This is a genomic window from Curtobacterium sp. 9128 (assembly GCF_900086645.1).
Taxonomy (GTDB): Bacteria; Actinomycetota; Actinomycetes; order Actinomycetales; family Microbacteriaceae; genus Curtobacterium.
In genome coordinates, this window is sequence record NZ_LT576451.1 from 2,215,545 (window position 1) to 2,228,926 (window position 13,382).

Annotated in this window: 12 protein-coding genes and 1 pseudogene; 6 read left to right on the forward strand and 7 right to left on the reverse strand. The window is 66.2% G+C overall.

Annotated features, from left to right (window positions below):
- Nucleotides 1-423: 423 nt before the first annotated feature.
- Nucleotides 424-1,479: a hypothetical protein gene (locus QK288_RS10700; RefSeq protein WP_281264298.1), complete on the reverse strand. Its 1,056-nt coding sequence runs from the start codon at nt 1,477-1,479 to the stop codon at nt 424-426.
- 492 nt (nt 1,480-1,971) lie between these two features.
- Nucleotides 1,972-2,703, reverse strand: coding sequence for a hypothetical protein (locus tag QK288_RS10705; RefSeq protein ID WP_281264299.1), 732 nt, complete (start codon nt 2,701-2,703; stop codon nt 1,972-1,974).
- A gap of 759 nt (nt 2,704-3,462) precedes the next feature.
- Between QK288_RS10705 and QK288_RS10710 the strand changes: the two genes are divergently transcribed.
- Both QK288_RS10710 and QK288_RS10715 read left to right on the forward strand, forming a co-directional pair.
- A complete protein-coding gene (locus tag QK288_RS10710) occupies nt 3,463-3,975 on the forward strand; it encodes a hypothetical protein (protein ID WP_144759133.1) in 513 nt (170 codons plus the stop codon).
- Complete coding sequence (locus QK288_RS10715; RefSeq protein WP_144759130.1) at nt 3,972-4,388, forward strand: hypothetical protein; 417 nt, start codon at nt 3,972-3,974, stop codon at nt 4,386-4,388. Before QK288_RS10710 ends, QK288_RS10715 begins: the two co-directional genes overlap by 4 nt.
- 58 nt (nt 4,389-4,446) lie before the next feature.
- Here QK288_RS10715 and QK288_RS10720 read toward each other — a convergent pair whose 3' ends face one another.
- The 4 genes and pseudogenes from QK288_RS10720 to QK288_RS10735 all read right to left on the reverse strand — a co-directional run bounded on the left by QK288_RS10720 (nt 4,447) and on the right by QK288_RS10735 (nt 8,679).
- Nucleotides 4,447-5,013, reverse strand: a complete 567-nt coding sequence (locus QK288_RS10720; RefSeq protein ID WP_186317528.1) for a DNA N-6-adenine-methyltransferase — start codon at nt 5,011-5,013, stop codon at nt 4,447-4,449.
- A gap of 564 nt (nt 5,014-5,577) precedes the next feature.
- Entirely contained in the window at nt 5,578-6,381 is an 804-nt protein-coding gene (locus tag QK288_RS10725; RefSeq protein WP_281264300.1) for an isocitrate lyase/phosphoenolpyruvate mutase family protein, read from the reverse strand.
- A 433-nt stretch (nt 6,382-6,814) separates the two neighbouring features.
- Nucleotides 6,815-7,393, reverse strand: a pseudogene (locus QK288_RS10730) (DUF1349 domain-containing protein).
- A 314-nt stretch (nt 7,394-7,707) separates the two neighbouring features.
- Nucleotides 7,708-8,679, reverse strand: coding sequence for a phosphotransferase (locus QK288_RS10735; RefSeq protein ID WP_281264301.1), 972 nt, complete (start codon nt 8,677-8,679; stop codon nt 7,708-7,710).
- A 246-nt stretch (nt 8,680-8,925) separates the two neighbouring features.
- Between QK288_RS10735 and QK288_RS10740 the strand changes: the two genes are divergently transcribed.
- The 3 genes from QK288_RS10740 to QK288_RS10750 all read left to right on the forward strand — a co-directional run bounded on the left by QK288_RS10740 (nt 8,926) and on the right by QK288_RS10750 (nt 10,751).
- Nucleotides 8,926-9,792: a hypothetical protein gene (locus tag QK288_RS10740; protein ID WP_281264302.1), complete on the forward strand. Its 867-nt coding sequence runs from the start codon at nt 8,926-8,928 to the stop codon at nt 9,790-9,792.
- Nucleotides 9,793-10,011: 219 nt separating this feature from the next.
- Nucleotides 10,012-10,443, forward strand: a complete 432-nt coding sequence (locus tag QK288_RS10745; RefSeq protein WP_281264303.1) for a chemotaxis protein CheY — start codon at nt 10,012-10,014, stop codon at nt 10,441-10,443.
- Nucleotides 10,440-10,751 (forward strand): transcriptional regulator, encoded by a 312-nt coding sequence (locus QK288_RS10750; RefSeq protein ID WP_281264304.1) that lies wholly within the window; start codon nt 10,440-10,442, stop codon nt 10,749-10,751. Before QK288_RS10745 ends, QK288_RS10750 begins: the two co-directional genes overlap by 4 nt.
- Before the next feature lie 69 nt (nt 10,752-10,820).
- Here QK288_RS10750 and QK288_RS10755 read toward each other — a convergent pair whose 3' ends face one another.
- On the reverse strand, nt 10,821-11,456 hold the full coding sequence (locus QK288_RS10755; RefSeq protein ID WP_281264305.1) for a flavin reductase family protein: 636 nt from the start codon (nt 11,454-11,456) through the stop codon (nt 10,821-10,823).
- Between the two features lie 578 nt (nt 11,457-12,034).
- Here QK288_RS10755 and QK288_RS10760 point away from each other — a divergent pair.
- On the forward strand, nt 12,035-12,445 hold the full coding sequence (locus QK288_RS10760) for a hypothetical protein (protein ID WP_281264306.1): 411 nt from the start codon (nt 12,035-12,037) through the stop codon (nt 12,443-12,445).
- Nucleotides 12,446-13,382: the final 937 nt, after the last annotated feature.

The following is a 13,382-nucleotide window of genomic DNA, read 5'->3' on the forward strand; positions in this document are numbered from 1 at the left end:
CGCAGCGCGTCTGCTCGGCATTCAGAGGCCGAGGTCGTAGCGGCGCAGCGACGGACTCCAGGCGCCCGCGGACTCCTTTGATCGCGGGGCTCCCGTCGTGGCTGGTTCAATCTGTGCGGAGGAGAAGCCGATTGCTGTGTCGTCGAGGTCAGGCCTGTCGGCGCGGTCACTCCGAGTGGTTCGTTGTCGTGCTGAGGCGCCTTTTCGTCGCCCGACGGTCGCCAACCGAGGCCTGGTCGACTGAGGTGACGCGTCACGGGCTCGAGGCGACGTGCCACACCCCGTCGTTGGTCTCAACGAGTCCCGGCACGGGCGCGGGGTCCGCGGTTCGGCAGTTGTCGCACGAGACGCCGGCGCAATCTGGGGCGCCCACAGTCGTGGGTGACACTTCCGATGCTTGAAGCGTGCTGTCGTACGGGCCTGTCACGAAGGAAGATGGTGGATGAGGTCGTAGTGGACGTCGGTGCGGAAGTGGATTCGGCTGCGGAGCTGGTTGGCGAGGTCAGTTTCGTGGTAGCCGCGCATGAGAGTGGCTACGGTGATGGTGTCGTCGGTGATGCCGCCGGCGGAGAAGTTCGACGTCGCGAAGATGGTCTCGTCCTCGGGGACAGCGACGGTGAACTTCGGTCGCGCCCTCCCATCCCTTGGTGGGACGGCGGGCGTGAATCCCAGCGCGGCCATGTCGGGCATGTTGCGGGTGAACGCCACCCGTGTTCGTCCGGTTCCGACGTCGTCTTTCCGGCCGAGATACGAAAGGCCAGGGAACGGGGTCATCGCCGCCCAGGCGCCGGAGACGAGTGCGCCGGCGTCGATGAGGAGGCGCGCTTGTTCTTTGACGGTACCGGGGTGGTGCCAGCTGGTGGCGGTACCACCGGGCCCGTTGTAGGTCATCGCCCAGTCGGCGAGGGCGAACATGTCGACCGCTTCCCATCCGATGTCGACGTGCCGAACGGTGTCGCCGAGAACGCTGAGCGCGTCACCGACCCGTCCAACGCTCATCCCCGTGTGGGCCGCGATCTGATCGATACGGCCGCTGGCAACAGGGAGGGTGCGTGCGACGGCGAACACCGCGTACCGGTCACTTCGGAGCTCTTGGAACGCAGGCTCTCCGGCGATCTGCCGGCCGTCCTCCCATACCTGGGAGCCGTCAACGAGCAGCACGTTCGGTGCGGACCGCGCTACTTCGACGAAGGTGCGGCGGTTGACGTACGCCGGTGTCGGCACGAGCAGCAGTTCTGGCTCGTCGTCGAGACTCAGGCCGGGTTGGCGGCGGGGGGATGCGGCTGGTGCGACGCGGGCGCGGCGGCCGTCGGCGAGGCGGATTGTGTCGTGGGTCTCGATCGTGGCGGGCAGGCCCGCGCGTTCGAGGGCGACGAGTTCGCGCGTGATGTCGACCGGCCACGTGGACCAATCCCGCAAGTCGAGGATGTCGGTACGTTGCCGGGCTTGAGACCACCATTCGTCGCTGGCGCTGTGCATCAGATTCCCTTCGAGATCGGATCTGCCGTGCCGGCGACTGTCTCGGATGGAGACCGGCGGGGCTACCTGCGATATGTGCGGAGGTAGCGAGGTCATCGACAACATGCCTCGAGTGACCCCTCGAGGCGAGTCAGCATTCACAACCACGGAGGTCACATCAGATGGCACCCCGGTTCGCGACTTGCGGCGCTCCCAAAGCCCGTCCTGTCCGCGCATAGGAACGGCGCCGCCGATGTCCGGCCGGCTTCAAGAGAGGAACGACCATGATGATTTCCGCCGGAACCGTTGTCGCTGCGAGCAAGGACCATGGGGGAACGAGCAGGACGTTCGTACCCGGAGGGTGTCGTGGCGTCGTCACCAAGGGTGGCGGTTGGCCTCTCCAGGTGCGTTGGGAAGGTCTCGCGTGCGCACAGCCCGCATACCGTGACGAGATCATCTGACGAAGGCCGAGCTCGTGGCGGTCGGCTGACATCGCTCGGCCGACCCCCACCCTCACGCGGCCTGCGACCGGTTCAGCGCGGCGCCGAGGCGTCGCCCGTTGGCGTTGTCGGCTTCGATCGACGCGGAGAAGTCGGCGACCCAGTTCTCGCCGTCCTCGCGGGGCATCCGCATCTCGTTCCCGACGTAGAACGTCGAGTCCGGCAGCGGAACGATGTTGATGATGTAGTAGAGGGACTGTCGAGGGCATCCGATTTCATCAGCGAGCCACCCCAGGCCCACTGTCGCTCGCGATGCCTGTCGGCGCCTTGGGAACGGGCGTCGTCGGCGGCTGCGCTGCTCCTCGGCAAAGGTGCGTGCGTCTTCGATGGGCATCTGGATGGATCGCCCGATCCGTCGCGCGGATGCAGGCAGCGCGCCCTCTGCACTCAGGGCCCACACCCGGCGCAGTGACACGTTCAACTGAGCGGCGAGCCACTCGAGCCCGACTGTCTCGACATCCGGCGGGAACGGTTCGGTGTTCTGTCCGAAGAAGCGCTGCTTGTCCGCACGCCGTTCTGCGATGAGCACGTCGGCGTCAGCGCGAGGGATCCAGAACTTTCCGTCGACCTTGGATGCAGACTCGGGGAGCATGCCCTTGGCGCTCCAGGCGTAAACGGTGCCGAGGGTGACATCAGCCGCCGCAGCGAGCTCTCGGAGTGACATGGCGCCGTTGCCGGCGGGCTGATTGGTGGGGGACATGTGTTCGCTTCCTCGTGGTGGACGGACAGGCTGTTTGCTGTCCACCCACCTCTATGCGGCGAAAATGTCGGAGTGACCGAGACGGGCTGAGTTGACCTGTGTTTCGGTCCAGTCCAGCGACGGCGAGGCCGGTGTGTCATAGCCGCCGTCCTCAGGGAGGAACCGGGCTGATGGCCCTTGTCGTCGGGGCTCCTGACATGCACCCAGGGTGCCCGGATCGTCGTTCCTGGCGGATAGTGCTTGCCCGTGATGAGCCCTGGAAGTGTCAGAAAAGTCGGTCTGAACTGGGGAAACCTCTCGTGGCTTCCGTGCATGACCGTTGCGGGGAGGTACAGCTATAGACCTTTTAGGGGGTATATAGGTGTGGGGATCTAGGGCCGATCTACTTCTTCTTCTTCTTCTTTGTATCCTCTATACATAAGTCTTCAAGTCAAAGGGCCCTCTACCCCTTCCGATCGGCTTGCCACCGGCGATCTGCGGTGACTTGACGATCCCGTCCACCCGTCGAGCACCGGCAAGTCACCGCTTGCTCGATGACGGCCGGATCGCGCCGGCCCTCGAGAAAGTCGCGTCAACGCCGCGGTTCGCCGCATAGAAGCGTTCGTGATGAACTCAGCCCCCGCCGCGCATTCGGACCTTCGACGCACGGACGCACCGCGTGCGGATGATCAGCACCAGCCCGAATGCTGTCGTCGTTCCGTCCGTACGCACGCATGTCGTGCAATCCGCGCATACATCTCTCGTGAACGGATCAGGATCGACCGGGGCGCCACGCGCGATCACTCCGGCAGCTGTGGACCTCGCATGAGCGGCTACCCCGAGGCCAAGCAGCACCTCGCGGCGGAGACGCTCTCCGTGCTGCAAGCGGGCGGCGGTACGTGGCGAGCCATCTCGTGGGGGCGCCTGCGTTCGACTGTCGATGCGCATTCGTCGTCGCCGACCACCGGCGAGCCGATGCTCATCGAGTACCGCAGTGGGCCCGAGGACGACGCGGAGGTCCGCGTTCGTGCGCAGGTCCTCACGCTTGGTCCCGGCGTCGGGTTGATAGTCGAGCTCGTCACCCCGCAGGAAGGCGCTAGGGAGTACGCGCGCGTTGCGAAGCGAGATGCGCCCGACGAGGTCCGCCGCGTCCACATCCGCGCTGGTTGGACCGCGGTGGTGCGGGCAGGCGAGATCTTCTCACCCGCTGAGGCGACCGCTCTCCTCGGCTGGGCAATGCCGGAAGACGGCCGCCTGCTCGATGCGCTGTGGTCGCTGCAACAACCGCTCGACTACCTCGCCGACATTCGCGCAGGACGGCGTCGGCCGCCGTCGTGACCATCGAGCCGTCGGCCCACACCCTCGTCCACATCAGCGGAGACTGGATGCTGTTCGATGACCCGCGAGCCGCGCTGGCTCAACTGCTCCCGGGCGCCTCGAATCGCGCCGAGCTGATGATTGCCGTCGCACAGAGAGCACAGCACGCCGAACTGGAACACTGGGAGCGCGTGCATCGCCGTCAGGGCACCGCGTCGATGACGGTTGAGGAGCTGGCCATCTACACGGCACCGAAGGGCGAGCGATTCGAATCCGACCTCCCGGAGCAGTGGGTCGGAAAACCGGCCCTCTACCTCACCGTCATGCAGCTGCACGGTGCGCCGTTACCGCTGGGTTCGGTAGAGCGGGTGGGGCCGAGCGACGGGCAGATGCTTCTGATGTTGGAGCGCGCTGGCATTCTCGACGTGATGTGAGCGCGCGAAGAAGCCCTCAACGCGAACTCGCATCGAGGGCCTCTGGGGAACCCGGTGGTCAGCTCAGAACGGAGAAGCAGAGCCCGAGGTCGGCCTGGCGGAGAACTCTCGCGGCCCGCTCTCCCCACGCCAGGAACATCGACCCCGCGCCAGGCGACCCCTGTGGCCGGCCCGTCCGGCCGTTGATGAACTTGATGCGGCCAGCGGTGAAGCAGACGACGTCGGCCGAAGCCATCGCCTTGTGCGCCCACTTGGTGTCCGTGCGTGCGAAGACGAGTGCGATGCCATCGCCGTGTGCAGCCAGCTTCTCGAGCCATGCGTCCGTGTCGTCGTAAGGCGGGTTTACCCAGCACATGCCGTGCCACGGGGAGGTCAGCCCGTCATCGTTGATGGTGAAGCAGTTCACGGCCGGAACGTTCGAGAGCGCGGAACCGGGGGAGCAGGGGTCCAGGTCGAAATCGACGCCCAGAGCGTCGAACACGGCGGCCGGGGTGTACCACTCGATGTTCGGGTTGTTCGGGCCCGACTCGTGGGTGAAACCGCGGCCTCGACGAGAAGGGGCGGTCTGGCCGTTCGACGTCTGAGCGCTGCGGGCCTTGATGGTGTGGGTGTTTGCGTTGGTCATGCACGCCCTATGCATGACCCGACGCCGCGGGGGCCTTGTTCGAGGAAAGCCCAGGTCAAGTCGGGTATCGTCGAGCACCCGGCGCAGCTGACTCGTCGCGCGGACCCTCGCCGCCTACAGTGCCGACGCCGCGAGTCCTGGTGTGTGCGGTGGAGCTTCCGCGTGTCGGTGTGATGTTGGTGAAGACGCGGAGGCGGTGGCAACTAACCGCAAAGAACCGGACTTTGAACAGCTGCGATGGTTGCGGTTACTTGCCTACCGGTCTGGCAGCGTCCAGGGATAAGGACATTTACACCGTGGATGTCGTCGGTTCGATCCCGGCAGGGCCCACCAAGGGAGCCATGATCAGAGGGAAACTCGCCCCGAGACCTGGGAGCGCGCGCGAAGCGTCCGCATGAGGCACCTTCACTGACGGCGGTGACGCTGCACCGATCGGCTATCGAGACGGTCACCGTCGACCCATGGGCCGCCTGTGGGCAGTCGCTCAACGAAAGGGCCGCCGACGTCCAAGGCGTCCGCGGCCCTTTCCTCGCAGTGGTGCTCAGGCCCGCATGGATTCCTTCGTCAGAACAGCGAGTTCAACTCGCCGTAGTCCACGGACGAGGCCAGGGATTCGTACGTGCCGGTGCTCAGCAGCTCGGCAGCGGCCCGTCGAGCGGTCTCGTACGCAGCCTGAGCCACACCCGAGCCAAGGCTCACTCGTGCCACTCCGAGCCCCGCGAGCTGCGCGGTCTTCGGGGAGCCAGGGCCGGCCATCACGTTGAGCGGACGGTCGATTGCTTCCGCCAGGGCTCTGATCGTGTCGACATCGCTGACTCCGGGAACGAAGATGCCATCTGCTCCTGCTTCGAGGTAGCGCTTCGCCCGGTGAAGGGTCTCTGAGCGATGCTGAGCCGGAGCGACCAGCCCAGCGAGGTACACGTCCGTCCGTGCATTGATGAACATCGGCACCCCAGCACGATCGGCTGCACGTCGGGCAGCGCCGATACGGTCCACCAGATCGGCCGGCGGCAACGCGCCGTCCTCGATGTTGATACCGACCGCGCCAGCTTCGAGCACGGCGTGGACCGTGCGCTCCACGCCGTCTGCGTCATCGGCGTATCCGGCTTCGATGTCCGCGGTGACCGGCACGGACACCGCGGCGGCGATCCGAGCGAGTGCCGCAGCGGCCTCTTCGCGCCCGAGCGCATTCCCGTCCGCGCGGCCGAGCGACCATGCGACACCCGCGCTGGTGGTAGCGATGGCTGCCGCGCCCGCGCTCTCCACGAGTCGGGCACTTGCTACGTCCCATACGTTGGCGAGGACGAGCGGCTGAGCGGGATTGGAGTGGAGGGCGCGGAAGGCGTTGGCTTGGGTAGTTCTGTTCATCACCTCCTCAGTTCAGCCGAGTCGCGGGCCTACCTCTGGCGGTGATCGGACGACGCGGGACGATACTGGGGCAGCCTCGATGGGCGATCGGCTAGCGGTCGATCCGCGCGGGCCAGTCGCGGGCCCGGCGACATGTCGATCGAGGACCTGACCCTCACGAGCAGCGTCACCGACGGGGAGGGCGACCTCACAATGTCCGTGTACTACCACCCCGAGCCACGCCGGAGCTAACTCTCCTTCGAGTCCTTGCGCGATCTCACTGGCCGATCGGCCGTCGGACAGAGAGGGACGTGTTGCACCCGGCTTCCTCTACCCCTGGTCGCAGGGACGCGAGCCCTCTTCCGGGGCAAGCTGACATCGTGTTCACACCGGAGGCTGGCGAGTGGGCCGGACCGATCTTCATCGCCCTCGCGCTCTGCGTCCTCATCGCGTTCTACTCGTCTGGGTGCAGACTGCCGTCGGCGGCCCCGGTCTGCCAGGCGGTGAACTGCACCTGTAAGCCCGAACGAGACGGCGCACAACACATCGGTCCAGCCGTCACGGTCGCCTCTTCGCCCAGCGGTGCCACGCGAACCAAGCGCCAGTCGCCGCCGTCGACGCGCGCGCGCACCGTGAGGGCGTTGCCGGACCGGCTTGCGCGGATGGTGACGAGCTTGCCGTGCCAGTCCGGGACCGGGGAGAGAGACCAGTCGGAGAAGACGCGCGTGACGACAGCTCCGAGGCTGTTCTCACCATCGCTCCGCTAGACGCCAGCTTTGATCCAGGTCTCCTCGTCGACGGAGACGAAGATGCCTGCCTGGTCGAACTGGTCGGTGAAGTCCAAACGAAACGTCACCTCCATGGCGGTGCCGTTCGGAAACGGGGCGAGGAGCGCGTGTTCGGTGTCGTGCACGAACCCGTACGAGGTGAGCCGCCAAGCGTCGCTGCCCTCGACGGCTGTCACACGCAATCCGTCGCCCGCTGTCAGGGCCTCGACGGGTGCGTTCGTCCACGTCCCGGAACTCCAGCTGATGTCATCCACCCATCGAACGTATCGGCCAGAGCAGCAGTTGCGGTGTGTCGCCCAGCAGGTCGACAGGGACTTCTGACGTCTCCGAAGTCGATTGACTGCCGCGGTCAGCCCTGCTCGTATTCGCCACCCTCAGTGGCCGCAACCATTGCAAGAGCAACGATCAGCAGAAGCGTCAGGACCACCGCAAACGGAAAGGCTCCCACCCCCACGCCTCCGTCCCCTCAGGACCCTGACCGTAGCGCCCGAACAGCTCAGCGTGACAGCAGCCCTTGAGACCGTCTCGATAGCCGATCGGCTATCGAGACTGCGTTCTCCTACCTCGCTCCGTGCTCGTGAAGTACCTCGATTGCTGCTCGACCCCACCCCGTGGGGTCGTCGCCTGGAGGCACGAGTGCGAGCGAGAACCAGAGCACGAGGATGGGCCACCATCGGAGTTCCGTATCGGTGAGTGCATGGACCGTCTGGTAGCCGTCCAGGAACTGCTGCCGAACTGACGGGGCAACGGGTCCCCAGTCCCGGAAAAGCGTGCCGAGCATGACCGCTGAACGAGCGAGCTCGACGATCCGATGGTCGAGTCGAATCTCCTCGAAGTCGAGAACGCCGACGACAGCGCCTTCGGCGCACAAGATGTTCGCGGCGCGGTAGTCGCCCTGCACGATCTGGACGGGCGGGAGGTCCGACGGCGCTCGTTCGAGCAGCCGCCCGAGAACGTCTCGGGCTTCCACTGCCAGCGTCGACGGATGAGAAGCAACCCAGCCTGCAATCTGCTCGGCGAGCGGTGCCGGCACCGGAAGGACCTCGGGTCGCGAGTTGCTCAGGGGGTACGCACGCAGTGCGTTGTGCAGCCGAGCGAGTGTCGCTCCTGCTCCACGAACCTGATCGGCGTCCTCGACGTTGAGGTGGGCGCCGTCGATGACGCGTTGCAGTCCCATCGAGACGCCGTCGCTCGTCACCTGGACCTCACCCGAAAGTGTCGGCATCGGTGCCGAGACGGGGAGTTGAAGCGCACCGAGCCAAGCAGTGAGCTTGGCGGCAAGCGCGAGGCGTTCGAATCGGTCAGGCGCTACCGACCACTTCAACAGGAGGCGTTGGTCGCCGCTGCGCACCCATGCAAGAGCGTTGCTGTCGCTGATCACGACCCGCTCCGGCGATCCGACACGCGTACCCCAATGACGCTCGATCGTTGACCTGACCCAAGCGCTCACTGCCTCCGCGTTCGCAAAGCCGAAACGGTTTCGGAGCACTTCATCCGGGTCATCCTGCGCCCACAACATCTCGATCGTCATCGATCCCCCTGCATCACGAGACAGACGTCGAGTCCGACGCCCCGCTCGATCTTGCCGTGCCTCGGCCCGCTTCCCACTTCTTGTCAGAGTCTTCGGAGCGGATCGGCCTTCGCGGCGAAGTACAGAGAACGGTTCCGATTGTGCCCGGCGGGCCGTTTGGTGGGCATTCCACTTCCCCGAACGTGGGGCTGCCGCTCTGCTCCTCACCGTCCATAGAGTCGGCGGTCAGGAGGGACTGAACCCCGCATGACTCGATGGACAGAAGCGCTCGACGCGACCTTCCGGCGACCGCCGAACCTCGTACCAACCCGACCCATCGACGCGCCGCCGGTGCTGCCCTTCGACGTCGCGCTTCAGCGTCTGCGGGATCAGGCGCTGGCAGACTTCAGCGCCAGGCGTGCCGCGGGCGGATACCTCTTCGGTTCGACGAGGGAAAAGCCGCTGACGTGGGGCGACGTGGAACGGTCGCTGAACGAGAAGCTCGACTCGTACCGGCACGCGTCCCGTGCACTCGTGCTGCAGCTCGGCGTCGAGGTCCAGAAACCCATGCCGTGGTGGCGTCGTGTTGGTCTCGGCCTCGACGAGTACGTCGACCGGACCCCGGGCCGGTCACCAGTCGGAACCGTCGTCTGGTCGCCGGCGCCACCGGTGCTCGACGACCTCATCTTCGGAGACCTGTACCTGCTGCCCGGGCGGTACCCGAAGTGGGTCTCCGAGTCGGTCGGGAACATCCGCCGCGAGTACGGCATCAACGTCGCCGCGTTCGCCCTCGCCCCGGAGGTGCCGCTCCGATGGGCGAGCCGTGTCCGCATCGTGCAAGTCACAGCCGCTGTCGAACAGCAGCGCAACGCTCACATCGTCGCTCTGCAGCAGCAGGCGGAAGCCGAAGGGGAGTCCGGCTACCGCGCGTTCGACAACTGGCACAACCGGCACGCGGCAACGGTGTTCATGACGCCCGCACTCGGACGTCGCGTTCTCCGTGCCCGGAACGTCGCAGAACTCGCTGAGGAACTCGTCGGCAGCATCCCGTGGCTCACCGACCTGGACGTCACCGCGCAGCGGCTCCATGACACCCTCGCCACCCCGGTCGCGAGACCAGCAGTCCGTCGCTGAACGGCCGCGCGACCGCCGGTCTCTCGCCCGCGCACTCCGTCGAGCAGCGTGAGCGACACTCGCAACGGCCGTAGTTCGGTATGGGATCGGCTCGTGGACACCCCGGCATCCAGGAGCCCAGGCTGGTTCCATCGCAGCCGTATGGGCGGACCCCGCTGCCTCACATGTAGTTGCCAAATTGGAAAGTGCATGTCATTCTGGTAACCGGGAGGGAGCAACATGGATAACCAGCACGGCATCAGCCCGAGCGAGGCCCGAGGGCTGCTCGACACCGCAGACCGTCTCAGCAGACAGGCGCACGAGCGCACACGGTGGCCCTACGTCACCTTCATCCTCGCGCTCGGCACAGTGACGTCGTTCGGAACCCTGGGAATGGGACTGACCACGGGCTCAGCCTTCGGACTCACCTACGTCGGCACACTCACGGCACTCTTCGCACTCATCGTCTTCTTCGCAGTCACGATCCGTGGCCGAGCATCCTTCGCACGAAGTCGACGATGGACGATCTACATCGCCAGCTGGTTCGTCACCTACGCAGCCGCGATCGCGGTCGTCGCTTGGGTCCACGGCTCCGTGCTGTGGTCTGGGATCACGTCCGCGGCTGTCCTGGCGGTCACGATGGCCTGCGCCTCGTACGAGGCGCGACGATGACGACGATCGACCACTCGCACCCCCGTCACCGACTCGACACGCATCTGCAGAACCCCGTACGCTTCTCGATCGTCGCCGCACTCGACCGCGCAACGACCATCGGGTTCCGCGAGGTCCGGGACGCAATCGAGGTGACCGATTCAGCGCTCAGCAAGCAAGTCGCCCTTCTGGAGGCAGCCGGCTACGTGTCGGTCGGGAAGGCCTTCACGGGGAAGACGCCCCGCACGTCGCTGACACTCACCCGCCAAGGCCGGGAAGCCTGGCGAGCCCACCTCGCAGCACTCCGAGAAATCGCGGGCCAGGCCTGAGCCATCGTCGACCTCGCGTCCGGTAGTTGATCGGCTACGAGACCCGAGTCTGAGGGCTGCGTATCCGGGTCATCGGTACCACTCCTCATCGATCGTGGCGAGCTTCGACGGGCGTAGCTCGGCGGTCAGGCCGTAGAAGCGCTGGAAGGCCATGATGAGCGGCCGCCACCGGTCGGGGTCGATGCGGTTCGTCGTCCCGGGTGCACGGATGTCGTCGTGCACGTGGACGCGGGAGACCGCGGCTTCGAACAGGAAGGTCGCGTCGTCGCCCGGTTCCTGGCCCGCGAGCGTGTGCGCGTTGACGACGCGTGCTTCGAGGTTCACGGGGCACTCGTCGATCCGCTCGGCACCGACGGTGTCCCCGGGGCGTCCGTGCAGTCCGGCTGCGGTGAGCTTGTCTCGGACCTGGCGGTAGCCGACCCGTTCCTTCCCTGCCGGCACGGGGTCGCGTCCGGTGGTGAGGGCGAGGGCGTCCACTGCAGAGACGAGCGGGGCCGAGGGCAGGTTGATGACGCACTCGCCGGTGGTCAGCAGGTTCTTCGCGGTCTGGGATCGGCCGCCCATGCCGAGGACGGCGGTGTGTCCGAGCCAGAACACCGACGACATCGGGGCGGTGTTCGTCTCGCCGTTCGCATCGATGGTGCTCAGGAGGACGACGGGTGTGCCGAAGTAGAGGATCGCGGGATCGATGTGGGTGTGTTGCACGGGCTGCTCTCCGTCGAAGCCCGCGGAGGTCGCGAGCACCGCTGAGTCTCGCGGTCCGCGCACGCGGTAGCTGGCGGGTTCCGGACGCCGCAGCCGGGTGCCTTTGCCTGCGGCTGTCCCATGTCGTCGGCCCTGCCACCATGGAGTGGTGCGCATCTTCGTGGCCGGTGGTTCCGGGGTCCTCTCTACCTCGGTTGTCCCCCCGCTCCTCACAGCCGGGCACGAGGTGACCGTGACGTCCAGGTCGGCTGAGAAGGCGCGGCTGCTGGAACGTCCGGGTGTGACTGCCACGGTGCTCGACGCGCTCGACCGTGACAGCACGATCGCCACGATTGCGCGTGCGCGACCGGATACCGTCCTGCACCTCATGACGGACCTCGGCACGGGTGATTCTGCCAGCAACGCGCAGCTCCGGTTGGTGGGTACCCGCGACCTGGTCGACGCGGCACGAGGCGCCGGGGTCGACAGGATCGTCGCGCAGAGTATCCCGTGGATACCCGTCCGGCACGGAACCGGCCACCGAGACGGACCCGTTGAACCTCGACGCAGGGGAGCCGCGTCGGACGAGGATCACCGCCGTGTGGGCACTCGAAGCCGCCGTCCAAGAGGTCGGCGCCGGCGTCGTGCTGCGGTTCGGGCAGCTGTACGGACCCGGCACCTGGTACACCTCGGACGGTCGGTTTGGTGAGGCCGCAGGTGCCGGTCTGCTCCCCGCCTCGGAGACCGTGACCTCGTTCCTGCATGTCGACGACGCTGCGGCAGCCGTTGTCGCGGCCCTCGGGTGGCCCGCCGGTACATGGAATGTCGTGGACGACGATCCAGCACCCGGAACCGCGTGGGTCCCCGCCCTTGCTGCCGCCGTCGGCGGGCCGGTGCCGGGCGCCGAGCAGAGCGGCGAACACGGGCGACCGGTGTCCAACCGTCGTGTCCGCGAACTGGGCTTCGCGCCCCGGTGGTCGACCTGGCGGACTGGTTTCGCCGGCCTCTAGCCATGTCCGGTGACCCATCGGTTTACGGACGGATGTGACGTTGAGAACAACACCGTTCAGCTCGACGGTCCAGCTACCGGTCTAATGCTCAATCGTCGCTGGCGACCAGGAGCATCAATCTGCCGTTCTTCCTGGACACGACGACGAACTCGCTGAATCCCTCCGTCCCGATCACCAGCCCCCACTCGTGGTTGGCGCCGGGTCGAAGGTCTGGAAGCTCCCAAACATCCGAGTCCTATGTATCGATCGCCCGTATTTCTGCCGCGATCGCGGAGAGCAGTTCTGGGAGTAGTCCACCCTCGCGCAGAGTCCAACTCCAAATACGGTCCGCGACTGCCCTGCGCTCGCGTCGCCGAAACGCGGCCACCCGGTGTTCCGGAGAGCTGTCCCCTGAGTTGATGCCGTCATCGTCTCATCCTGGCGTAACTGCCAACCGCAGCAGCTGCGTTTCGCCTCTGGGGCGGTCGTCAGCGACCTGTTGCGATCATCGCAAGGGTTTGAGGGTGTCACGAAGTGCACGAGCAGGTGATCGCAACTGATCTCCGTCGGGCCGTCCGCGAAGTCGACGGCCTCAAAACCTTGGTGCTGCCCGATGGGGAAGTAGACGCAGACGACCCAATCAATGGCATCGATCCGACGGGCAGCAACTATTGGCAGTGCACCGGCCAGATGTGCTACTACGCTTGCATCTCCGCCGGCTGGGCAGATGACGGCTATGGACAAAAAAGGCCCACGGTGGGCTCCGGCCTCGGTGTTGGGTATTCAGCCGCCGCGACAGCTACCAACTTCACAAGTTCTCTTTCCGAGGGATGGATAGGAGGAGCGTCTTGTGCCGCCGGGTACGGCGTCGTCGCCACCGGCAGTGCCTCCGGTGCCCTGACGATCAGTGGGATCGACGCCTATGCTGTGGGAGGGGGACTCGAAGCGGGAGCAGACT